Source organism: Weissella sp. ESL1177, assembly GCF_058107185.1.
On the sequence record NZ_CM176591.1, the window covers coordinates 1,734,146 to 1,758,189 of the forward strand.

General features: G+C 35.8%; 24 protein-coding genes. 13 read left to right on the forward strand and 11 right to left on the reverse strand.

Annotated features, from left to right (window positions below; all coding sequences use genetic code 11):
• Positions 1-32 precede the first annotated feature (32 nt).
• Complete coding sequence (locus tag AC3B5D_RS08475) at positions 33-338, reverse strand: ArsR/SmtB family transcription factor (protein WP_489840457.1); 306 nt, start codon at positions 336-338, stop codon at positions 33-35.
• Between the two features lie 94 nt (positions 339-432).
• Between AC3B5D_RS08475 and AC3B5D_RS08480 the strand changes: the two genes are divergently transcribed.
• From AC3B5D_RS08480 to AC3B5D_RS08500, 5 genes are all read left to right on the forward strand, one after another.
• The gene (locus AC3B5D_RS08480) at positions 433-1,011 is read left to right on the forward strand and encodes a cadmium resistance transporter (protein ID WP_489840456.1); all 579 of its coding nucleotides are present in this window, start codon (positions 433-435) and stop codon (positions 1,009-1,011) included.
• Positions 1,012-1,116: 105 nt separating this feature from the next.
• The gene (locus AC3B5D_RS08485) at positions 1,117-1,806 is read left to right on the forward strand and encodes a triose-phosphate isomerase (protein WP_489840455.1); all 690 of its coding nucleotides are present in this window, start codon (positions 1,117-1,119) and stop codon (positions 1,804-1,806) included.
• Positions 1,807-1,981: 175 nt separating this feature from the next.
• A complete protein-coding gene (locus AC3B5D_RS08490) occupies positions 1,982-2,944 on the forward strand; it encodes a 2-hydroxyacid dehydrogenase family protein (RefSeq protein WP_489840454.1) in 963 nt (320 codons plus the stop codon).
• 136 nt (positions 2,945-3,080) lie between these two features.
• Complete coding sequence (locus tag AC3B5D_RS08495) at positions 3,081-4,232, forward strand: aminotransferase class I/II-fold pyridoxal phosphate-dependent enzyme (RefSeq protein WP_489840453.1); 1,152 nt, start codon at positions 3,081-3,083, stop codon at positions 4,230-4,232.
• Between the two features lie 25 nt (positions 4,233-4,257).
• Positions 4,258-5,253 carry a D-2-hydroxyacid dehydrogenase gene (locus AC3B5D_RS08500; RefSeq protein ID WP_489840452.1) on the forward strand — a complete coding sequence of 332 codons (996 nt, stop codon included), beginning with the start codon at positions 4,258-4,260 and terminating at the stop codon, positions 5,251-5,253.
• 56 nt (positions 5,254-5,309) lie between these two features.
• Here the strand turns inward: AC3B5D_RS08500 and AC3B5D_RS08505 are convergent, their stop codons facing one another.
• Entirely contained in the window at positions 5,310-6,617 is a 1,308-nt protein-coding gene (locus AC3B5D_RS08505) for an NCS2 family permease (RefSeq protein WP_489840451.1), read from the reverse strand.
• A gap of 263 nt (positions 6,618-6,880) precedes the next feature.
• Here AC3B5D_RS08505 and AC3B5D_RS08510 point away from each other — a divergent pair, with 263 nt between their 5' ends.
• On the forward strand, positions 6,881-7,570 hold the full coding sequence (locus AC3B5D_RS08510) for a DUF6198 family protein (protein WP_489840450.1): 690 nt from the start codon (positions 6,881-6,883) through the stop codon (positions 7,568-7,570).
• 115 nt (positions 7,571-7,685) lie between these two features.
• On the opposite strand, the gene AC3B5D_RS08515 is transcribed toward AC3B5D_RS08510, so the two are convergent.
• The 3 genes from AC3B5D_RS08515 to AC3B5D_RS08525 are packed head-to-tail and all read right to left on the reverse strand — an operon-like array spanning position 7,686 to position 9,512.
• Positions 7,686-8,426 carry a hypothetical protein gene (locus tag AC3B5D_RS08515; RefSeq protein WP_489840449.1) on the reverse strand — a complete coding sequence of 247 codons (741 nt, stop codon included), beginning with the start codon at positions 8,424-8,426 and terminating at the stop codon, positions 7,686-7,688.
• The gene (locus AC3B5D_RS08520) at positions 8,426-9,133 is read right to left on the reverse strand and encodes an ATP-binding cassette domain-containing protein (protein ID WP_489840448.1); all 708 of its coding nucleotides are present in this window, start codon (positions 9,131-9,133) and stop codon (positions 8,426-8,428) included. Before AC3B5D_RS08520 ends, AC3B5D_RS08515 begins: the two co-directional genes overlap by 1 nt.
• Positions 9,120-9,512, reverse strand: coding sequence for a GntR family transcriptional regulator (locus tag AC3B5D_RS08525; protein WP_489840447.1), 393 nt, complete (start codon positions 9,510-9,512; stop codon positions 9,120-9,122). Before AC3B5D_RS08525 ends, AC3B5D_RS08520 begins: the two co-directional genes overlap by 14 nt.
• A gap of 125 nt (positions 9,513-9,637) precedes the next feature.
• Between AC3B5D_RS08525 and AC3B5D_RS08530 the strand changes: the two genes are divergently transcribed.
• On the forward strand, positions 9,638-10,339 hold the full coding sequence (locus tag AC3B5D_RS08530; protein ID WP_489840446.1) for a ribonuclease H family protein: 702 nt from the start codon (positions 9,638-9,640) through the stop codon (positions 10,337-10,339).
• Between the two features lie 253 nt (positions 10,340-10,592).
• Here AC3B5D_RS08530 and AC3B5D_RS08535 read toward each other — a convergent pair whose 3' ends face one another.
• The gene (locus AC3B5D_RS08535) at positions 10,593-11,411 is read right to left on the reverse strand and encodes a Cof-type HAD-IIB family hydrolase (RefSeq protein WP_489840445.1); all 819 of its coding nucleotides are present in this window, start codon (positions 11,409-11,411) and stop codon (positions 10,593-10,595) included.
• 50 nt (positions 11,412-11,461) lie between these two features.
• Positions 11,462-12,805 (reverse strand): TrkH family potassium uptake protein, encoded by a 1,344-nt coding sequence (locus AC3B5D_RS08540; protein ID WP_489840444.1) that lies wholly within the window; start codon positions 12,803-12,805, stop codon positions 11,462-11,464.
• A gap of 732 nt (positions 12,806-13,537) precedes the next feature.
• Between AC3B5D_RS08540 and rlmH the strand changes: the two genes are divergently transcribed.
• The 4 genes from rlmH (at position 13,538) to AC3B5D_RS08560 (ending at position 19,025) form a co-directional block, all read left to right on the forward strand.
• Positions 13,538-14,017, forward strand: a complete 480-nt coding sequence (gene rlmH, locus AC3B5D_RS08545; protein ID WP_489840443.1) for a 23S rRNA (pseudouridine(1915)-N(3))-methyltransferase RlmH — start codon at positions 13,538-13,540, stop codon at positions 14,015-14,017.
• 300 nt (positions 14,018-14,317) lie between these two features.
• A complete protein-coding gene (locus AC3B5D_RS08550; RefSeq protein WP_489840442.1) occupies positions 14,318-15,667 on the forward strand; it encodes an amidohydrolase family protein in 1,350 nt (449 codons plus the stop codon).
• Complete coding sequence (locus AC3B5D_RS08555) at positions 15,667-17,016, forward strand: uracil-xanthine permease family protein (RefSeq protein ID WP_489840441.1); 1,350 nt, start codon at positions 15,667-15,669, stop codon at positions 17,014-17,016. The genes AC3B5D_RS08550 and AC3B5D_RS08555 overlap by 1 nt, the downstream gene beginning before the upstream one ends.
• Positions 17,017-17,270: 254 nt before the next feature.
• Positions 17,271-19,025 (forward strand): thiamine pyrophosphate-binding protein, encoded by a 1,755-nt coding sequence (locus AC3B5D_RS08560; RefSeq protein ID WP_489840440.1) that lies wholly within the window; start codon positions 17,271-17,273, stop codon positions 19,023-19,025.
• A 185-nt stretch (positions 19,026-19,210) separates the two neighbouring features.
• Here AC3B5D_RS08560 and AC3B5D_RS08565 read toward each other — a convergent pair whose 3' ends face one another.
• From AC3B5D_RS08565 to AC3B5D_RS08575, 3 genes are all read right to left on the reverse strand, one after another.
• The gene (locus AC3B5D_RS08565) at positions 19,211-19,384 is read right to left on the reverse strand and encodes a type II toxin-antitoxin system RelB/DinJ family antitoxin (RefSeq protein ID WP_489840439.1); all 174 of its coding nucleotides are present in this window, start codon (positions 19,382-19,384) and stop codon (positions 19,211-19,213) included.
• Between the two features lie 144 nt (positions 19,385-19,528).
• Complete coding sequence (locus AC3B5D_RS08570; protein WP_489840438.1) at positions 19,529-20,155, reverse strand: restriction endonuclease; 627 nt, start codon at positions 20,153-20,155, stop codon at positions 19,529-19,531.
• Entirely contained in the window at positions 20,152-21,030 is an 879-nt protein-coding gene (locus AC3B5D_RS08575) for a LysR family transcriptional regulator (RefSeq protein ID WP_489840437.1), read from the reverse strand. Before AC3B5D_RS08575 ends, AC3B5D_RS08570 begins: the two co-directional genes overlap by 4 nt.
• A gap of 117 nt (positions 21,031-21,147) precedes the next feature.
• Here AC3B5D_RS08575 and AC3B5D_RS08580 point away from each other — a divergent pair, with 117 nt between their 5' ends.
• A complete protein-coding gene (locus AC3B5D_RS08580; RefSeq protein WP_489840436.1) occupies positions 21,148-21,555 on the forward strand; it encodes a DUF2000 family protein in 408 nt (135 codons plus the stop codon).
• A gap of 162 nt (positions 21,556-21,717) precedes the next feature.
• Here the strand turns inward: AC3B5D_RS08580 and AC3B5D_RS08585 are convergent, their stop codons facing one another.
• Complete coding sequence (locus tag AC3B5D_RS08585) at positions 21,718-22,602, reverse strand: helix-turn-helix domain-containing protein (protein ID WP_489840435.1); 885 nt, start codon at positions 22,600-22,602, stop codon at positions 21,718-21,720.
• A gap of 119 nt (positions 22,603-22,721) precedes the next feature.
• Between AC3B5D_RS08585 and AC3B5D_RS08590 the strand changes: the two genes are divergently transcribed.
• Positions 22,722-23,924: an MFS transporter gene (locus AC3B5D_RS08590; RefSeq protein WP_489840434.1), complete on the forward strand. Its 1,203-nt coding sequence runs from the start codon at positions 22,722-22,724 to the stop codon at positions 23,922-23,924.
• The last annotated feature ends 120 nt before the right edge of the window (positions 23,925-24,044 follow it).

Below are 24,044 nucleotides of genomic sequence, written 5' to 3' on the forward strand. Positions count from 1 at the left end.
CCATCAAATCTTTTGACTAATTTTTTATTTTTTCAACTTGACCGACCTAAAATATGTCGTGCGTGCCCCATTGTCGCATCAACAACCGTTAAAACATGCGTATCATCTAGTGAATAAACACTATGTTGGCCATCTTTATTAAATGATACCAACCGATAGTCGCGTAATATCCGTAGTTGTTTTGAAACACCAGGCTGTGACATGTTTAATGCTTGCACCAACTCATTGACTGTCATAGGGGTCCGTTCCAATAGTAATAAAATTTGTAAACGTGTTTCACTACTAAGCACTTTTAAAATTTCATGAGCAGTATCAAATTCCTCTTGATCAAATTTCATTTAATTTTCCTCTTTTAAATGTCGTATGATAATGATAACATATACCAAAAAGGTTATATAATCAAATGGTTATATAAAATAAGGAGACTTATCTATGCACATCACTCTAATGACCGCCGTATTTATTGGTGCGAATGTTGATTTCTTTATTGTTTTAATTTTTATGCTTCAAAAATTTCGTTTACGCTATACGATGCTTGGTTACACTTTGGGCGTTTTGACATTATTTACGATCAGTGCCGTTGCTGGTCAAATGATTCAAACTTTTTTACCCACTTGGTCAATTGGTTTATTAGGTTTGCTTCCTATTTGGTTTGCTATTCGTGGTGAAACTGACGATGATGACCAGACAAAATCAACAAATAGTGCTAATGCCACTTGGTTTGTTTATGTGATGTACTTGGCTTCGTGTGGTGCTGATAACTTTGCACTATATATTCCTGTATTATCAACCTTTAATCTATTTGAAACAATCTTTACTGGCATTTATTTTATTATTTGGGCCTTATTGACAAGTATATGCGCATACTATATTTGTCACATTCGCTTTGTAAAAACGCTATTTACCAAGTATGGTGATCTAATCACCCGTATTTTCTATCTTGCAATTGGTCTGTTCGTGATGTTCGACACGGGTCTCTTAACAAAGCTTTATTATCTATTCATACACTAATCCTAATACCAACAATACGACAGTTTAAGCCATCATAAATTATTAAAGTTTACATGTTATACTATGACGTATACAAGTAATCGTCATATATGGAGGTATTATCCAATGCTAGCCGTCTTAAATTTTAAAAATTTAGTTGACTTTGAGCAACAAAAACAATTTTTGACTGATCTTAGTCAAGCAAGTGTCGACATCGATTTAAAGATTGCACCGACTTTGCCCGTGCCGAACACGTATGATAATTTTGAAATTATCAGCCAAAATTTGACTATTAAACAACGAACTGTTGGCGAAATTTCGCCAAGTGTTTTACAGTCTCTTGGTATTACAACGAGTTTTATTGGGCATTTGGAACGTCGCAAGTCATTAAATGAGGGGCTATTGATTGTCCGGAATCGATTAGAAAATGCACTCGAGAATAATATCACACCAATTATTTCAGTTGGTCAATATAGCAATATTGAAATGGTCGTTGAAGAATTGGGCATTTTACTGAAGGATGAACCAATTCATAAACCAATCATTATTGCCTATGAGTCATTGGCTTCAACTGAAATGGGTCGCGCACTTTATTCAATCGATGAAATTCGCGAGATTCATCATGCGATTCGTCACTTTATGGCACAACATTACCCTGAAATTAACTATCAACTAATTTTAGGTGGTCACATGGATGAAGCAGGTTCACCAATTGCCAAGGCCATTGGTTATGATGGTGTCTTAATTGGTGACCGTTACCACACCTTAGCCGAGTTCCAACCTGTTCTAGATGCTCTCAATAAGCTGAGTCATTAAAATATCTACATAGAAAGTCATCTATTTGCCGTTAGTTAAGAAAGCCATTACCTTAACCACAACGTCATAATAGATGACTTTTTTGAACGAATCATATAACACTTGACTGATTTGTCATTTCACACAAATTGCGAGATAATGAAAGCGTTATCAAAACAAAAAGAGGGGAAACATTATGAGTAAGGTATATCTATCTGCAGAGCTACCATCACTGGCTGTACAAACACTGTCTAAACATGGTTTTACTGTTTCTGTTTATGATGGTGATGGCTTAATTTCACATGAAACATTGCTTGAAAACGTTCGTGATATTGATTTTTTGATTACACCACTCTCAACAAAGGTTGATCAAGAAATTATTGATGCTGCACCAAAGCTCAAATTAATTGCAAATTTTGGGGCTGGCTTTAATAATATTGATACAAATTATGCCAAAGAAAAGGGCATTGTTGTGACAAACACGCCTGCTGTTTCAACGAATGCCGTTGCCGAAGTAACCATTGGTTTAATGTTGGCACTCAGCCACCGCATTGTCGAAGGTGACCAAAAAATGCGCCATGATGGCTTTCCTGGCTGGGCACCTTTATATTTCTTAGGTCATGAAATTGCAGGCAAAACATTAGGAATCGTCGGCTTAGGAAATATTGGTAGTGACGTTGCACGTAAGGCAAATGCATTGGGGATGCATGTGCAATACTACAAGCGCACACCACTGTCTGATCCAGAAGAGCGCTCAATGAAAGTTACTTACAGATCACTTAATGAATTAATTGCCACTAGTGACTTTATCTCAATTAATGCGCCACAAACCGATGAAAATTATCATCAGTTTGATGCAACTGCTTTTAAAGCCATGAAATCAACTGCCGCCATTATTAACGTGGGGCGTGGACCAATCATTGATGAAGCTGCCTTATTAACTGCTTTAAAGAATGGTGAAATTGCTGGTGCTGCGTTAGATGTTTATGAACACGAACCTAACGTAGATGATGGCTTTAAACTACTGAAAAATGTCATTCTCACACCACATGTTGGTAATGCAACTGTTGAAGCCCGTGATGCAATGGCAAAAATCGTGACTGATAACGTTATTCTGGTTGATAATGGGCATTCCGCTAAATTTATTGTTAATCCGTAAAAAATAATCATAACAGACACAAGACAATCTTTCGGTGACGATTGATTGTCTTTTTTTATAAAAATGACTCTGCAAAATAACCTTAGAAAATGTATAATACTATTAAAATATAATGAGAAAACTAGAGGTGATTTATATGACACGTCGTCTTGCTAATTTATTTCAGAATCAACCAACTAATATCATGTCAGATATTGGTAAAAATGCTTCGTTAATGACCAATGTTATTAATTTATCAATTGGTGATCCAGACATGATCACACCAGAACCTATTTTAACAGCTGCAAAAGAAGCATTGACCGCTGGTAAAACGCACTACACAGCTAGTGATGGTGACCCAGAATATTTACAAGCCATCATTGATTTTTATCAACAAAAATTTCACATAACCTATCACCAGGAAAATGTCCGTGCCACCGTTGGTGCTAGTCATGCAACTTATTTAGCATTGGGTGCCATTATTGACCCTGATGATGAAGTGATTGTATTTGAACCTTATTTTTCTCCTTACAAAGTCCAGATTGAAGCACATTATGGCAAGATGGTCATTGTGCCTTGTTCAGCTGATAATTATTTTCAACCAACGAAGGCAGATATTATGGCTGCTATTACCAACAAGACCAAAGCCATCATCGTGAACACACCAAATAACCCAACTGGTGCTGTTTATAATCAAGAAACATTACAAACACTCGCTGACTTAGCAAAATCAAATGATTTCTATCTAATTGCCGATGAAGTCTATTGGCCATTTGTATATGGCAATCATGAATTTATGCCATTAGAAGTACTCGCACCCGAACATACCTTAGTTGCTGGTTCTTTATCAAAAATATTTGCAATGACTGGTTTTAGAATTGGTTATTTAGCTGGCCCAGCCGATGTTGTCGCTGCTGCTGGCTTGTTAAATGAAGGTGTCGATTTTTCTGCACCAAGTGTTTCACAAGCTGCTGGTGCTTATGGCTTACAACATATCGATGAATTTACGCCAACGTTGAAGGAACAATTTGGAGAACGCTTAAACTACGTAGCGACTGAACTAAACAAGTTGCCTTGGTTAACTATCCTACCTGTTTCCGGCAGTATTTACTTGTTTGCTGATATTTCAGCAACAGGCATGGATGATATTGCATTTAGTAATTACTTATTAGAAAAAGCAGGTGTACTAGTTATCCCAGGTCAAGCATTTGGCGATGCTGGTAAGGGCTACATTCGAATTGCTGTGACACAAGATATGGCTACTTTAAAACGCGCCGTACAAGCTTTCTCAACGTTGACCTTTTCATAATGCTATTTACAAAGGAAAATGATAAATGACAAAAATTTTAATGTATCATATCATGGATGATGAAAAAGTGGTTGTGAAACAGTGGTTAACCCACCATCCTGACGTCCAAATTGATTATAATGACGTCACCTTAACTCCTGAAACTGTGGCTTTATCAAAAGGGTATGATGGTATTTCAACGCAACAAGATAATCTCATTGATGATCCCATTGTTTACCAAAAATTACATGAATTTGGTATCAAACAAATCACATTACGGATAACTGGCTACGACACGATTAATTTAAATTTTGCCACCCAAAATCAGCTAAAAGTCACTAATGTGCCAGCATATTCACCACGTTCTGTTTCTGAAATGGTCTTAACACAAGTCATGTGGTTATTACGTCATTTAAATACTGCACAACGCCGTGAACAATCTGGTGACTTTACATGGGAAGGTCTGCAATCTCGTGAAATTCATGATTTAACTGTTGGTATTATTGGTGCTGGTAAAATCGGTAGTGAAGTTGCTCGTATTTTTAAAGCACTAGGTGCCTCCGTCATTGCAGCAGATCCAATTCATCGTCCTGAATTAAATAGTGTGTTAGATTATGTTGATCACGATACGGTCTATCAAGAAGCAGACATCGTGACGACCCACACACCACTTTTAGACAGTACCTATCATTTATTTGATGAAACTGTTTTTAAAAAGATGAAATCAAGTGCGATATTTATTAATGCTTCACGTGGTGGTGTCGTTGATACCCCTGCCTTAATTACTGCATTGCGTCATCACGATATTACTGCCGCTGGTTTGGATACCATTGAAGGTGAAGCAGATATCTTTAGTAACGACTTTTCTAAAACACCATTTCACAATGATTATTTAAAAACTATTTTAGAGTTACCTAATGCCATTATTACCCCACACATTGGTTTTTACACTGATAATGCGATTCGGAATATGGTTGAAATTTCTCTAAAGGACATGCTGACTATTATACATGGCGGCACCAGCGACCATGAACTAAACTAAAAAACAGTCGATTGAAAAATTTCAATCGACTGTTTTTAATGTTTCACATGGAACCATTAACCATTTGTTTGTAGAATAAAGACAAATAAGATAAACAATAATCCCAGACCATACATAATTGGATGAACTTTCTTACCGCGTCCAGTCACAATCATCAAAATTGGATAAACAATAAATCCAAGAGCGATACCATCAGAAATTGAATATGATAGTGGCATACCCAGAACAGTTAAGAACGATGCTGCAGCTACTGGGAAATCATGCCAATTGATTTCAGCCAAGTTGCTTGCCATCAAAATACCAACAATAATCAATGCTGGTGCTGTCACATTAGAAGTCACAACGACTAGCAATGGTGAGAAGAACAATGACAACAATAAGAAAAATCCTGTAAACACTGATGTCAAACCTGTACGACCACCTAAGGCAATACCTGTTGATGATTCAACAAAGGCTGTTGTTGGTGAAGTTCCTAATAATGAACCACCCAACATACCAATGGCATCTGCCATCAAAGCTTTACCAGCTCGTGGTAACTCATTGTTAACTAAGAAACCACCAGAACGCGCAATACCAATTAACGAACCAGCTGTATCAAAGAAAGCAACTAATAGAAAAGTTAAAATAACCGGTACCATCTGCCAAGTAAAGACATCCTTCAAACCAAAGATAGCTTGTCCAAAAGTTGGTGACAAACTTGGCACACTTGAAACAATTGATGAAGGTAACGGAATCAAACCTGTAACTAAACCAATAATAGAAGTAACAACCATACCAATAAAGATGGCACCAGGAACTTTACGTGCGTACAAAGCAAAAGTAATGAGTACACCGGCAATCGTCAATAATACTTTCGGATCACTCCAATTACCCCAACCAATAATGGTGGATTTATTAGCAGCAATCAATCCACCATCGACCAAGCCGATCATGGCAATAAAGAAGCCAATACCACCAGCAATTGCTGCTTTTAAATCAGCTGGAATAGCATTAATAATGATTTCTCGGATTTTAAACACCGTCAAAAGCCAGAAAATAACACCAGCAACAAAAACACCCGCTAGCGCAGTTTGCCATTTAATACCCATACCGATAACAACACTATAAGCAAAGAAAGCATTGATACCAAGCCCTGGGGCAATAGCAAATGGATACTTTGCAACAACACCCATAAAGATGGTTGCAATCGCACCAATTAGACCAGTTGCAACGAAAACAGCATTTTTATCCATGCCAGTTGCGCCCAGTACTGAAGGGTTAACGAATAAAATATAAGCCATCGACAGGAATGTTGTTAATCCAGCTAGTAACTCGGTTTTAACAGACGTTCCTGATTCAGATAGCTTGAAATAACGTTCAAACATGAAAACCAGACCCCTTAATAAATAATTCAATTTTTAAACAACTTCCCTATTGTATTATATTTGATTATCAAAAATCAAAGATTATCTTATTTTTTTCGTAAAACGGTGTCTTGAACAAGTAAAAAACGAACTTTAATTCGATTTTCCCGAACAATAAGATAATTTATCACTGTACTTTATGATCTTTTTATAAAACTAATCGAACACACTTGCTAAAGTTTGTTAGAATGAAAATTGAGGTTAACTATGATTGAGGTATTTTTATGTATAACGAACATGGGCATTTAAGACGTTTATCGTCACACGAAATTATTATTTATTTTATTGCAGGTTTACTTTTTAATACATTTGGTAACGGCGTGACCGTTGCTGCCAATATGGGGTCTGCACCATGGACAGCATCAGCCGCTAATATTGCTAACGCTACTCAAACACCAATTAGCATCATTCTCTTCTTCTATGGTGTTTTGGCAGCAATCGCTGTTTGCTTGTTACAACGACGCATTGATTGGCCACATCTAATTGGTAATATCCTCTTTGTTGTGGCATTTAGTGGCATCATTGGTCTTGTTTCAAACCGCTTAACTGCCATGGGATTAGGTGATTTACCAATCACTTGGCGAACTGTTATTGATTTTCTAGGGATTGTTTCGATTGGATTTGGTGTTTCCATTACCCAACGTCTACAATTTATTCTGCATCCGATTGATGATTTAGCCAATCTAACGCGGTTCATGTTTTTTAAGGGTAATGCTGCTATTTCACAAATCATTAATTTTTCATTCCCAATGATGATATCAATGATTGTTTGGGCATTCTCTGGTGATTTGGTTGCCATTAATGTTGGAACACTGTTCTCATTCTTTTTCCAAGGCATGTTTATTGGATACGCTGATCATCACATTTTTGGTCATCTAGACCATAAATTAAATCATATTAAAATGAGTCATTAAACGTATCATGTCACGTATCGATTTTTTTGAACACATCTAAAAAGGGCATCAATTTATCTGATAAAAACAAGATGGATTGATGCCCCTTTTGTATATATTAAAAATATTATTTAATTTACTTTGCATCATTATGGTATCGTAGTAAATACCATATTAATCCCATCATAACAATATCTACCAGAATATCTATAATAACTGTTCCAGGCCATCCGAACCCATAGCTTGTAATGCCAGGTATCCATTCAAATACGTATCCTGACACATAAATTAGTAGAATGAGTGCCAGCACTTTCACCCGTTGTTGCCATTTATCACCAACAAATCCCATTAACCAGTTATTTGTCACAACTGCTAAATTGAAGAAGAGATAAAATACAATCAGTATATTAAACACCCAACCAATGCCTCCCACGGTAATGGATGTCAAAGCATTCACAATTGCTTCGTGGTATGAAGAATTAACAAACCACTCTAATCCCAAAAAGATAATACCTGTAATAAAAATTGCAAACACATGAATGATAAATCGAACAACTAGATTCCAAAATAGTAATTGATCGACACGCGCAGGCAACAACACATATTTTGATTTACTCCATGTTTTCGAAGCAGAAATAAACATCCGAATGCCTAATACAACAATGATACAAACGGCTAATAAACCTTCATAAACAACCAACCGATCCTTGAAAGCTGATGAGACAATATTACCCGTAATTGCATCATGTGGTACAAAAGGAAATAATTGCCAAATAAAAATTAAGATACCAATAACGGCACCAATACCCATGATAAACATAATGCGATTCATCGAATCTTTAGCAAAAATTTTAAAGAGTTGCGTATTTGTTAACATTATTCGCGCCCCCCGTTATCTTCAATATATAGTTGTGTATAGTACTGTTCCAACGACAATCCTTCCGTTTGACGGATGTTTTCAACTGAATCATAAGCCAGTAAGCGACCGTCTTTTAAAATAATCGCATCATCAACCAAACTTTCAATTTCTTGAATATAGTGCGTAGAAACTAGTACCGTGGCGTCTTCTGGTACCCAGTGCAAAAGTGACTGCATAATTTTTTTACGGGCTAACACGTCAACACCACCAAACGGTTCATCTAATAGATAGACAGCTGTATCACGTGAAATTGTCAAAGCAATGAGTAATTTTTCCATCGTTCCGGTTGATAATTTTGTCAGCCTTAACGTACGATCGATCCGCATAAACTTAATCAATTCATCCATTCGTTGTTCGTTGAAATCTGGATAGCCCATTTTGAAAAAGTCGACTATATCAGTCACACGATCATAATTATTCGCCCAATCTAATGTTGAAATATAGGATAATTTAGCTTTAATTTTAGCCCCTGTTGCACCATCAATCATAATATCCGAATGTGGATTAGGTTCAATTAGACCTGCAATCAGACGCATCAACGTGGTTTTACCAACGCCATTTTCTCCTAAGAGTGCAACCGTTCGTTTAGCAGGTATTTTAAAACTCAAACCGCGAAGTATGACATGCCTACTTTTTGTGTAATGCAAATTATTAACCTGTAACATTGGTCCTCCTCTTACTTAACTCCTCATAATGTGCCACAGCATTTGCAACTAATGTTGGTATTTCATCAGCTTGTGCAATATGCATAATTTCTTCAATATAACTTTGTGTGACCTGCATTTTTTTATCTATTTTCACAGCAGAGATTTTTTCTGCATTTTCAGTGACAAAATTTCCTTGCCCACGTTTTGTCACAATCAATCCAATATTAACTAATTGATTAATCGCATTTTGCACGGTTCGTGTACTAACAATCAATTGGACTGCCAGATCACGTACGCCAGGAATTTTACCCCCAGTTTCATAATGTCCTGCAAGAATTTGTTGTTCTAACCAAGTTGCTACTTGTAAATATATCGGCTGACTTGAACTAAATTCCATATTGGCTCCTTTCAGTGTTGCACCGTTATACTACACTAAAACAATAGGTACTGTCAACTTGTCAACATTAAAGAAAATACTGTATCATTAAAAGCAATAAATTCAGAATTAAAGGGACCATTCTCATGAAAACTTATGCCATTGTTGGTAACCAATACGAAGGCTTATATACCAAGCCTTGGTCAGCCGTTAAACCCTATACCCAGACAAAGCCAGCACCACGATTTAAAGGTTTTACAACCAAATCTGCTGCACAAGCCTGGTTTGATGAACAAGTGACTATTAAAAATGAACCATCTCGTCAATACAAAATTGCTTATAATGGCAAATTTAATGCCGATCCCAACCAATATTACATTTTTACCGATGGTGGTAGTCGTAATACTGGCAATGTTGCTGGTGGTCATGTTAAGAAAACGGATAAAGCTGGTTGGGCTATTGCCATTTATCGTGGCTCGAACCTCAATGAACCTATTTTTACCGACCAAGGGGCTTATTTTGGGCGAACAAATAACGATATGGAAATGTTAGCGTTAATAAATGCCTTATTACAAGCTGCTAAGGTTACAACCCCCATAACAATCGTTAGTGATTCAAAATATGTCTTAGATACCGTCACCAATTGGATGTACAACTGGGCAGCTAACGGTTGGCACAAACAAACTGGAGAAATTGCTAACTTAGAAGCCTGGCAAAAAATTTATACATTGATAAAACCAGTTGCACCAAGATTATCGTTTATTTGGGTTAAAGGGCATGCGACTAGTCACGGAAATGTCACGGTTGATCATTTATTGAACGATGCGATGGATCAGTTATCCGAATAACATTAAAAATGAGGCTTCATATATCGCCTCATTTTTTATTAATATTTCGCCCATTGTAACACCTATCACAAAGTTCATGTTAAAGAACATGTTAACAAAATTTTACAATCGTAATTCATAGGGGAACAAAAGTTTAACACGCTTAATGACTATTCAAATAGATTCCACAACGTTATTCTATCTATGCATATCATTTTTGTATATTTATGCACAATAAAAAGGCCAACCTTATTTTCTAGGTTGGTCTTTTTAATTAAAGTAAGGTATCGATCGTCTTTAAGACACCATCATGATTGTTATCTGCAACTGCAGTTGGATAGAGGGCTTTCAAAGATTCATCACCGTTGATCATTGCAAAGGGATATGCTGCAACATTTAACATCTCAGCATCATTTAAACCATCACCAAAGGCTGCCAAATTTTCATTTAATTTCAATCCATAATGACTAGCAAGTACTTGTAAGCCATTGGCTTTATTAATGTTTGGTGCCACAATATCAACTGATCCATAACCAGATGTTGTCACGTGAGCACGACCTCCAAGACGTAAGCGTGCCAAATCAATAAATTTCTGCATTTGTTCTTCGGCGAAGGTCACGGTAACTTTCAAAATAGGTTCGTGCACTTGATCGACGAAATCAATTAATTGCAAATTATGATGATATTTTAACATTTTCGCTTTATGCACTAAATTCAAACGTGCCTGTGACTGTAGCATGTACGTCTTGGTTGTTCCAGTGAAAACTGCACCATGTAATGGTTGAAACGGTAATTCATTAATAACTGCCATGATATCCGTCACATCCGCAACGTGTAGACCAACCATTTGCAAAATTTCACCATCAGACGTTCTAACAACAGCACCATTATCTGCAACTAAATCATAACGTCCTTCAAACGCCTTAAAAGAAGGGTCAACTGACTCAATATCACGACCACTAGCAACGATAAAATGACCACCTTGAATTGTTAGTTTATCTAAAATATTAGCAAAATGCGTTTTATGATAGCGCCGATTATCGTTAAAGAATGTACTATCTAAATCCGAGGCAATCATCTTAATTTCTGACATGCTTGAACTCCTATCATTTTTATCTACAAGTTTACGCAACTTAATAACTTTTAGCCAATAATTACTTCCTCAGTTGGATATTGGTAATTCCGTGACTTATCGCGAATATTCATCACTGAGAACATCACTGTATACAAGCCAACACGCCCAATAAACATCACAATCATAATGATGACTTTACCAAAACTCGTTAAATGAGGGGTCAATCCCAACGAGAATCCCGTTGTGGAGAAGGCTGAAATGACTTCAAAAACAATGTATTCCATACCTTGACCTTTTGGTATGGTTTCCGTCATCGTTAGTAGTAGTGAAACAGCGGCAACAAACACAATTGAAATAACTGCTAACATCATCGCTTTAATGACTACTTTGGGACTGAACCGCCGTCCACCAAAATTCACTTGTTCTTGGCCACGTAATGCTGCCAATGATTGCATCCACAAAATACCAAGCGTGGTTGTTTTAATACCACCAGATGTTGAACCTGGTGTACCACCAATAAACATTAGTAAAGTGATAATCATAATCCCTGCAGCAGATAATTGCGATAATGGGATAACTTCCAGACCTGCCGTACGTGGGACAACAGCTAAGAACAACGTATCAATGAGACGATGACCTAGTGATGAAGAATGCACTAACGGCGCTAAAATTTTTTCTGTAAAAAGGAACATCACAAAACTTAGTCCAACTAACCAAGCTGATACATGCAGGGCCACTTTCGTATGTAGACTAACGCGTCGTTGTTTGTGATAAAGCAATAAATCGCGCCAAACTAAAAATCCTAGTGAACCAGCTGTAATCAACAACATCCAAATAATCAAAATATAAGGATCATTTTGTAAAAACGTCACTGGTCGGTCGAAGAAGGTGAAACCCGCATTTCCAAATGAAGAAATTGACGAAGCAACACTCAAATAAATGCCTCGACTGACACCAAAACGAGGAATAAAATCAGGTAGCATTAGCAAAGCACCCAAAATTTGAATAATTGCTGATAACGAGAAAACATATGACAACACACTCTTAACATCAGCTAAATTACGCAAATTTAAGGCTTGTTGTGCCATCAAACGTGCTTTTAAATCAAGACGTTGTCCCGTAATTGCAAATAACAAAACCGCAAACGTCATGAATCCCAATGCACCAATTTCAATCATAATCAATAAGATAACTTGCCCAAACATTGTCCAAGTTGTTGCGGTATTAACCACGGTCAACCCAGTAATCGCCGTTGCTGATACAGCTGTGAATAAGGCATCTAAAAAATTAACATGAACACCATTCTGCTGTGAAATCGGCATCTTTAATATCAAAGCCCCAACAAATATAATCGCCAAAAATCCTAACGTTAATACTTGCGGTGGCGTTAATTTGTTAAATATTTTTTTCATAATTAAGTATCTCCCAACACTCTTTTATTATACATGAGCGCACCAAAAGTTTTTCACAGAATTTTGTGGATAAAAAGAGGAAAAGTCCACGTATTCCACCGCCTTCTGTGGAAAACATGTTAATAACTCAAAATTTATGCCTGATAAACCCTATTAAACCAGGAAATAATTCAATGTGGAAAACCTGTTTAAAACAATTGTAATAGCCAAAAGGTTGTTAAATTAGGGTTTTAGCTTAAAATTAGGTTAAACTGTAATCAATTATTGGGTTTTAACTTAATTGTTGTCTTTTTAAGCAAAAACGTACGTATTTACCATTATTATCCTACAATTATCACCTATTTCGCACAATTAAAAACACAAAAATCGAATGTTAATATCGTAAATTTCAATTATCCTTTGTTAAATTAATAAAGTGGCCGTTTTTGGACTGTGTATAACTTTTAAAATACTGACTTTTATTCTATATAAATTCACTAATTTATTAGTTATAAATCCCGTTATTATCCGTTTTTTATAGTTATCCACAAGCATTGTTCACAACAGTGGATAAGTGACTACCAATACTCATAAAAAGCAGCTTAAACTCTGATATAATAATGATTACAGGCATTTTTTAAGTTGTTATCAATTTGTGGATAACCCATGTTTTACAATTTATTTTGATACTTATCCACATCTTATGAAACATTTTCCGAAATGAAATAAACATATAAAGAAGGGACACGAACAATGAACATTAAAATTATCGGTGTTGGCAAATTAAAGGAAAAATATCTGAAAGATGGTATTAACGAATACACAAAACGTTTGCATAAATTTGCGAAAGTTGACATTATTGAGGTTCCTGATGAAAAAGCACCTGAACAATTATCACAGGCACAAATGGATCAGGTCATGGCAAAAGAGGGTGACCGTATTCTTAATAAAATTAAAGATAAGGAATACGTTTTTGCATTAGCCATTAAGGGAACCGAACGCTCTAGTGAAGAACTAGCTGCTGAAATTGATCATTTAACAACGACCGGAAAGTCTGATTTAACCTTTGTGATTGGTGGATCTTTGGGATTAGCCCCAGAAGTACTCAAACGGGCCAACACACAAATTAGTTTTGGGCGTTTCACGTTACCACATCAACTCATGCGCCTCGTATTGACGGAGCAAATCTATCGTAGTTTTATGATCAATGCTCATACGCCTTATCATAAATAAGCAAGCAATACGAAAAAATGACAAAACACTATCGTCTAATGCTAGTTCATGGATAAATCAATCATCACTGTAAACACGAACAATAACACAAATAAATAAAATATATTTAATATTATTATTGCTCACAAATTAACATTTAGACGATTTTTACATGAATATAAAAATTTTAAAAAGCCAAAATAATCTTAAGATAAGCCTTTATAAATCATTTTCCTCAATAGTTCAATATTGAACTTTATTTACGCCCTTATTTTTTAATGTTAAGTTATTATTGAAATTTAAAGATGAGGTGAATGAGTCGTGCATTTTACAAAAGTTATTCAAGGTAGTTATTATTCTGCTATATCTGAAACCAAGGTTGGTTTCTATGACAACAGTTTAATTTGTTTAAACAATGATGGTCAAATCGATAAGATCGTCCATCCTGGTGATACCAGTTATCAAGATGTTTTAGAACAGGCTAAAGTTGATAATAATTTATGGACTTTAGCTGATGATCAATATCTACTACCAGGTTTTATTGATACTCATGTACACGCACCTCAATGGCCAAATATTAGTCAAGCATTAAACAGCTTTGATGATGATTGGTTTTTTAAATATACTTTCCCATTAGAGGCAAAATTTTCTGATGCTGAATTTGCTCACAAAGTTTACGATAACCTCGTACAAACTTTAATTGCCAACGGGACAACAACCGTTTTGTATTTTGGTTCACTAGACAACGCTGGTAACGTTGAACTCGTTAAATCTTGCCAAAAGTTTCATCAACGCGGCTTGATCGGTAAAGTGGTCATGGATAACCCAGATGAATGTCCTGATTATTATCATGATGCATCAACAGAAAGTGCTTTGGCCGACACTGAAGACTTTATTCAAACAGTTGAGAAAATGAACGTTGATCAACCATTAAAGATGCAGGCTGTTATTACACCACGTTATTTAACATCATGTACCTTAGAAGGTATGCGTGGTCTAGGCAAGCTCGCTAAAAAATACGATTTATTAATTCAATCACATTGCAGTGAAAACGATACTGAAGATGCTTATGCATTGGATAACTACAATAAACGTGATGCGGTCATGTTAGATGAAACTGGTTTACTAACTGACAAAGCAATTATGGCACATGGTACATTATTGAGTGATGATGACTTAGATTTGTTCCAAAAACGTGGCACAGCCATTGCACATTGTCCGATTTCTAACGGATTCCACGGTAATGCTGTTTTACCGGTTAAAAAAGCTCTCACAAAGCATATTAACGTTGGGTTAGGGACTGATATCTGTGGTGGTTACGAACCAAGTATTTATCAAACGCTACGTCAATCCGCCATCGCCTCAGCAATGCTTAGTGATGGTGTTGATAATCACCTTGAGGTTGAAAAGCGTGGTGCTGGTGAATCACGTATTACTGCTGACACAGCTTTTTATTTAGCAACTGCTGGTGGTGCGAAGTCATTACACCTAAATACGGGTGTTATCGAAGAAGGTGCCTTTGCTGACCTACAAGTTGTTCATTCAAAGTATCCAGAATTTGTTGAACAAACCCCTTATACACGATTTGAAAAATTAATGTATGAAACAACACCCAATGAAATTGATGTTGTCTTAACACAAGGCCTTGTTGCCAAGGGGGAGATCAAGTAATGGCAGAGAATAAAAAAGTGGCTGGATTAATTCTAGGTCCTGATGATACATTACCAACATCAGAAGCAACTGTCTTAGGCCTACAACACGTACTTGCAATGGATGCCTATGTGGGGCCATTGCTAATCGCTGGCATGTTAGCCTTAAGTGCTAGCCAAACTTCTGCCTTATTACAAGCAGCTTTCTTAGCTTGTGGCTTCGGTACGATTATTCAAACAGCAATTTTCATGAAAATGCCATTATCACAAGGGCCATCTTTCGTTCCTGCTAGTGCCATTGTTGGTATTTATTTTGCTAATGGTGGGCGCAATGGTGGGATGTCTGTCGTACTAACTTCTTGTTTAATTGGTGCATTATTCTTAATAATACTTGGTATGACCGGTTGGTATGAAAAAATTATTACCCATCTTTTGCCACCGGTAGTTGGTGGTACGATCATAACCTGTGTTGGATTAGGTAATTTGCCCAATATGCTAAATAGTAATATTTTTCATGCTGCTGGTAGTGATTTTGAAAATGTTGCTTTAGCTGGTATTACTGTTGGAACCTTGCTCATTGTTGTTACCATCGGCACTTACGTTGCTAAAATACATCGCTTCCTAAAAATATCAGCCATTATTATTACAATGATCGTTGGTGTCATTGCTTCGGTATTCATGGGGCGCATGGATTGGAGCGGTCTAGCATCAGCCGCTTGGTTTAGTTTTCCAAAATTCACTATATTCCATTACGGCTTTACTTTTAACTTATCAGCTATCATTACATTTATCATTATTTATATGGTGCTAACAGCTGAAACGACTGGTACTTGGTTTGCAATGAGTGCGGTTACTGGTAAAAAAATTGTTGGCAAACAATGGAGTCACGGCATGATTGGTGAGGGGATTAGCTGTCTTGTCTCTGTGTTACTAGGTAGTATTCCAATGACTGGCTACTCAACAAATGCTGGTATCGTATCGATCACAGGTGTTGCTAGTCGTAAAGTCTTCATTGCCGCCGGTTGCTGGTTTATTGGTTTTGGATTTTTCAGTAAATTATCTGCTTTGTTAGCTGCCATTCCTGAACCTGTGATTGGTGGTGTGGGAGCTGTTGTTCTCGTCATCATTATGTTAAATGGTTTAAACACGATCGGTGATTTAAAGACATCTGGTAATCAAAGCTACATCATTGGTATTCCAATCGCCGTGACAATGGCACTAGCATTGTTGCCTGATAAGCTTAAGGAAGCTGCACCACAAATGTTGCAATACTTAATTGGATCACCAATTGCTGTCGCTGCAATTACTGCAATTGTCTTGAACCTAATCTTAAATCGTCAACCAAAAACATCTGAAGCAGAGGCTGCTTAATCAATACATAGAATCGCGTCGTAACAAATGGCGCGGTTTTTCTTTTGCGTACGTGTACGTGTACGTGTACGTGTACGTGTACGTGTACGTGTACGTCTGTATGATACAACAAAAACAATTTTTTAATTTACTATTTACTTACATTAAGTAAGTGTTATACTGGTCATTGTTCATTGATTGAACAAAAAATGTTGGTTTAAAACAAACGAACGATTTTATACCGTTCTGTTTCGTATGAAAAGAGGTATCTATTCATGGCAAAGATGACAGCAGGACAAGCGTTAGCAAAAGTATTAGAGCAGTGGGACGTTGATCACGTTTATGGTATTACTGCTGATTCAGTAAATAATCTGGTTGATGGTCTATACCAAGAACGAGATAACATTAAGTATATTCAAGTACGTCATGAAGAAATTGGGGCTTTGGCAGCATCTGCAGATGCAAAGTTAACAGGTACGATTGGGGTTGCTTTTGGATCAGCTGGTCCTGGTTCAGTACATCTATTAAATGGTTTGTATGATGCAAAGATGGACCACGCGCCCGTATTAGCATTAGTTGGTCAATCGGCTACTGGTGTCATGAATACGAACTTCTTCCAAGAAATGAATCAAGACCCAATCTTTGCAGACGTTGCAACTTTCCATAAGCAAGTCGTTAGTGCAGAGCAAATTCCAAAAGTTGTTGATGAAGCCATTCGTTCAGCATATGCAACCCGTTCAGTTTCAGTCGTCATCTTACCTGATGATCTATCAGGACAGGAAATTGACTACACTGATATGCAAACAAAGCCTTTGAAACAAAACCAATTGGATTTGGCGATTTCAGATATTGACGTTACAGCTGTTACTGAAGCCATTAAATCGGCGAAACGCCCAATTATGTGGCTAGGAAAAGGGGCTCGCGGTGCGCGTGAAGAAGCCGTTGCAGTTGCTGAAAAATTTGGTATGCCGGTTTTGTCAACTGCGCCAGCAACCGATGTCTTTCCAACTGATCATCCTTATTACATGGGGGCTCGTGGTCGACTTGGCACTAAGTCAGCCTTTGAAGTCAGTCAAGCAAGTGATTTGATTCTATTCGTCGGTACCAACTATCCATTTGCTCGTTTCTTACCACAAGACAAAACATTTATTCAGGTTAACAATAATCTGGCTGATTTAGGTAAACAATTTGATGCAAATATCACTGTTTTGGCCGATGCACATCGCTTCTTAAATGAGCTAGCAAAAACCGATTATCAAGCCGAAATAACAACATTCCTAGAAGCTGCTAAGAAGGACCGTGCCTTATGGTTAACTTGGTTAGACAAGGTAGCACAAGACGACAAAGATGGATTGCGTGCTGAAGGTGTCCTAAAGGCCATTGCGGACAACGCAACTGATAATGCTGTGTTTGGTCTTGATGTTGGTAATAACACTGAATGGTCTATTCGCCAATTGCCATTCAATAAGCAACAAAAGTTCACCATGTCTGCCTGGTACGGTACCATGGGATTCGGTCTACCTGCCGGCCTAGCTGGTAAACTAAACTTCCCAGACAAACAAGTGTGGTCAATATCAGGGGATGGTGGTTATGCTATGGTCATGCCTGATTTATTAACTGAAGTTAAATACGATTTGCCGGTTATCAATGTTGTATTGGAAAACCGCGCCTTTGGCTACATTGCGCATGAAAAAATTCAAGCCAACCAAGCACCTTATGGTATTGACCTACTTGGTGCTAATTGGGGTGAGATGGCTAACAACATGGGCGCCATTGGTTTTACAGTTACAAACTTACAAGAACTACATGATGCTATGGACAAAATTAGTGATTTACAAGCAAACGGTAATACAAAACCAATCTTACTTGATGCCAAGATTCAAAACATTGATCCAATTGATACCAGCTTTATGCCACTAGAAGTTAGCCAATTTGGTAATGAGATGGTCCAAAATTATCGCGAAACTTATGACATTTCAGCTGAAGATATGCCAGCATTTAGTGAAATTTTGAATGAATTTTTGAAATAATTTTCTTATTTATTACCACATAAATAAAGATAAAAAATAAGCCACACTGTAATTGTTAGACATCAATATCTAATAATTACGGCGTGGCTTTTATTATCAAAGTTATGTTTAAAATTATTTATTTGAAAAGATCTGCACAGGATCCCGTATCAATAAAGCACACAAAATTAATTTTATAAACGTATTCAGTCATTTAACCATGCTAACCCTTCTTCAGGATGATTAAATTCAATATAGTCTTGACTTTTAATGACTGCCGCTAATTGTGGTATTGGTTGTAACGTTTCAAAAGGAATATCATCGACTTCAAAAGCTCGTTTTTCATTATCGTCCATTCTGAAATGTACTTGGCTTACCATGATTATCACCTCCATTTTAAGCAGTACCAGTTGATACTATTTAAGACAAATACTTCTATCCAAAATTAATTTAATATAATACCTCTCTCATTTTGTGTACGTGTACGTCTGTATGGTACAGTTTAGAACCATTTTAGTCAATAATTAATCTTCTGCGAATAAATCATCGTCAATAACCACAATCGTCTTTTCACGGACATCCATTTGATTTTCATACAATAAATCTATTAACTCATCACCATTAATGAGTGTAATTAAATTAGCTCCTTGACGAGACCGTTCAATGGCATCTTTTGTATAAACTGACGTTGTGACAAAAATACCACGGTCAGCATTATGTCCACTAATACTACCCGCAAAATTACTAATATCTGGTCCAGTATCTGGTCCAGTTACTTGACCCTTATTAAACCGCTTCGTTTGTAAAACAACTTTATACGTTAATAATTCTGGCGTTCTTAAATAACCAATACCATCAATCCCACTATCACCTGATTTCGGCGTTTGTTCCATTTTAATACCTATTTTACGCATTAAACTAACGATTAATTCTTCGAATTTATACGGATTCATTCGTTGTAGTTTATCCAACAACTTTTCACGCCATAATTCACCTTCGTCAATATCCGTAACGTAATCTTCACTCGTTATATCATTTGTTATCTCAGTAATTTCTGTTTCTTTGGTTGAAAGTTCTTTTTTCTTCTTCTTTTTCGCCTTCGCTGCTTCCCAAACCGGAATAGATTTTGAATAAACATCATCAATTATCAACAAAAAGTATCTAATAGATTGAGTAATAATTTCGTTGCACTATTTTGAAAATGATTTTTTTTATACGAAGCAACTGACTGTAATTGGTGAGAAAAATCATTGAGTGGTATTTCCTTTAAAAAGCCATTTTTTAATTCTTCCTCAACTGTAAATCTAGGAAGAATCGCAACACCTAAATTACTATGAACACTTTGCTTGATAGCTTCAATACTCCATAATTCTAACGTGCCATTTAATACAATATTTTTTTCTTTTAAATATTGATTGAAATATTTTAAGTACAAGGCATCTGCATCATTTTGTATATGACATATTTCTTTAATTTGATTACGCGTTATAAAATCTTTATCCTTTTTTGATGACAAAAAAGGAGAACAAACTAAGGCCAATGAAAAAGAGTTCAATTTCTTTTGATGAATGCCTTCATCATACCCAACGTTATAGTGAATACCAAGATCAACATTCCCATGTTTTACTTGATTATAAATTTGAAAACAATTCATAACTTTAATAACAAGCTTAGCTTTTGGGGCCCTTTTTTTAAACTCACGAAGTAGGGGTTGCAGTTGATAGGTAATTAGACTTTCCGGAACAGCCAAAATAACTTCTCCGCTAATATTATCTTTTTTATTAATATTTTCCATTTCATCGACTCTAGATAATATTTGATTGATCATTGGCATAATTTTCTTGCCATTTGAAGAAAGAACCATAGCATGCCCTTGTCGATTGAATAACTGATAACCTAATTCTTTTTCAAGTTGTTTAATTTGAAAAGTTATTGTTGATTGTGAATAACCAAGAGACTTCGCTGCATTCTGATATGAACCCGTTTCTACTATTTTTTTGACAGTTAATAAATTTTTTAATTCCATAAGCGCCACCTTTTAAATTCATTAATTAGATATTAAAAATTAAAAATATCGATTTTACTAATATATTTTACCATGCTATTATGTAACCAATAAAATATTAATTCAGGGGTGTATGAAATGGCATTTGATACTAAAATAAAAATTGCACTACGTGATGATTTGGCACCATGGCAAGAACTTAACGTTAATTCTTTCTTAGTTAGTGGTATTGCTGGGACACAAGACATTATTGGCGAACCATATCAAGATAAAGATGGGCAAGAATATTTACCTATGTCTCAACAACCAATTATGATTCATACTGCTACTAAGGAACAACTGCAAGAATTAGTACAAAAAGCATTAAACAAAGATGTTGTAATGACCATTTATACCGAAGAGTTATTTACCACATATAATGATGAGGATAATCGTGCATCTATTAAAGAATTTTCAACCAATGACTTAAACTTAGTTGGTGTGGGTATGCGTGGCAAAAAGAATCACGTGGACAAGTTATTTAAGGGAATTGCGTTGCACAAATAATAATCAAAGCATTACCTAATATAAGGTCAATATATGCATGAAAATAGCTTAATTAAAAAACGCTAATTACAGTTGTAATTGGCGCTTTTTATAACTACGTATTGTACCTTACATATTTAAAAATTCATTATTATTTAGATTGTCAGGAATCACTAATTAAATTTATACATCAGAGAAATCAAAAACGAATTCCACTTCGTTGAATGTTAAATAATCATCCAAATAACGTCGTTCATTATTTAGATAACTAGCATCTTGATTGGTCAAATAGGCAATCATATTTGCTTTTTTGATTAAGTGTAGTCCGACTTCTTTTTTCCCTTGTAGATAAAATAAAAGCCCCTTCAAGTTAAAAATGCGTGCTTTATGATAATAATCTTTATCACGATCATTGAAATAACTTTCTAATTTGATAACTAGTGTCTCTGCTTCATCCAGAGAGTTATGACTTAATAAAAATAAGATGACGTTATTGTAAATATAAAAGAGCATGGAAAAACTATCATTACGAAAGTTATCGTAAATGATTTCTTTTTTTTGTAATTCTTTAAATAAATTAAACATAAAAGTTTTATTTAAAAATGGAACCGCATGACCAAATAAATATAATTCGAAGAAAGTCCAACTTGCTATACTCTGAAAATACTCTTCGAGAATTCGCATCTCGTTTTCGTTTATTTTACCCACACCCAAGGTTGTCAACATCATTTTTAATTGGATAACTTGCAACTCCGCAAACTTACCAGATTTATTTTGCCACTGACTTAAATATTTTTTTAATTGTTTAACATCACCATTTTGATAAGCCATTTGAAAATCAGGTAATAAATCATTATTTTCTGTACGCTGTTCTTGGTATAAAAATTCAAATTCCGAAAGTTGTACGTTAATGCGATTTAGTAATTGTAATAAATGTGTGAAAGAAATATCAGTCAAGCCACGTTCAAAACGTGACAGAAAAGGGACAGAAATAATTCCCTGACTTGCTTCTTGTAAAGTAATATGTTTACTTGTTCTAAATTCTTTAAATATTTGTCCAATTTTCATAATTTTTAACCTATATGCAAATTCTCATCTTCCCATTTTACACTTCTTTTAAAATAAAAGACATCAGTTCAATTTATAAGCAAAAAACTGATGAATATCTAATCTATGGAGGAAAAAATTTGCAGATAATACGGTCGAAGTTTCATTATTTATGGCTTAGTTTTTTAATTTCATCGATTGGAGATTGGCTATATAAATTAGCCATTCCAATCATTATTTTAGATAAGACAGGCTCTGCTTATCATGCAGCAACAACGTTTGGTGTTTCTTTTATTCCTTGGATAGTTTTTTCTTTGGTGGGTGGTAGTTTAGCCGATAATTACGATAAGAAGAAAATTTTAATTTTAGGAAATCTTTTTTCTGCGATAGCTAGTTTCGGTTTAATGATCATGCTATCAAAGGCAACGATTAACTTTACACTATTGTATATTGGTATTTTTATTTTATCTTCAATGGATCCTCTCATTCACCCAAGTTTTCAAAGTATTATTCCAGAGATTGTTATACCAGAAAAGTTTGCTAATGCTAATGCAGTCATTCAAACAATTGATAATACGTTATCAATTTTAGGCCCTTTAATGGGTGGGTCAGTGGTGACCCTATTAGGTGGTAACCATGCTTTATGGATCAACACCATTTCATTTTTGCTAGCAGCAATCATGCTTTGGGGATTACCTAGTAAGATTGATCATCAAGCAAACAGACCAACTAGTATGTGGCACAAAATAGCCCATGATATTGGGACAGGTGCTAAATATAGTGTGCAACAACGCGTGATTTTTAGTGGCTCAGTAATGTTTTTATTTACCAATTTTGCTTTGAATATGTTTGAAGCTAATTTTATTTTCTATATGACGAAATTCCTTCATTATCCAGTGATAGCTGCGACGATTGCTATGTCTCTTGGTGGTATTGGCGCTTTAATTGCTGGATTAATCGGGGGAAAAGTCGTCAATCACTTTCATGCAGGCTTTTTGCTATCCAGCAGCACTATTTTAGCAGGAATCAGTACCCTGTTATTGTTGTTAAATACGCATTATCTCTATATTGGTTGTATTTTAGGTCTGATTAGTTTTTTTGGTAACATCAATGTGATTACTTATTTTACATTACGACAACGAACTGTCCCTCAAGAACTATTAGGGCGAGTTGTTTCAGTTACACGTATGGTATCTTATGCGTCCATTCCTATCGGTTCATGGTTTGGTGGTCTTTTACTAGACCATGGTCAACCGATGTTTATTGTCATTCTAATTGCTGGAATCATTCGAACTTTGGCAGGTATAGGCGCAAAATTATCACCTTTAGGGCAAGAAAAGTAATATCTGAATCCTATATTTAAGAGTTGTGTCTACAGCAATGTTAGTCATAAATATCGCGTTTTCTACTGTATTTGACCTACAAAGCAAGCTAACGCTGAGATATAAATTCACGACAAAATA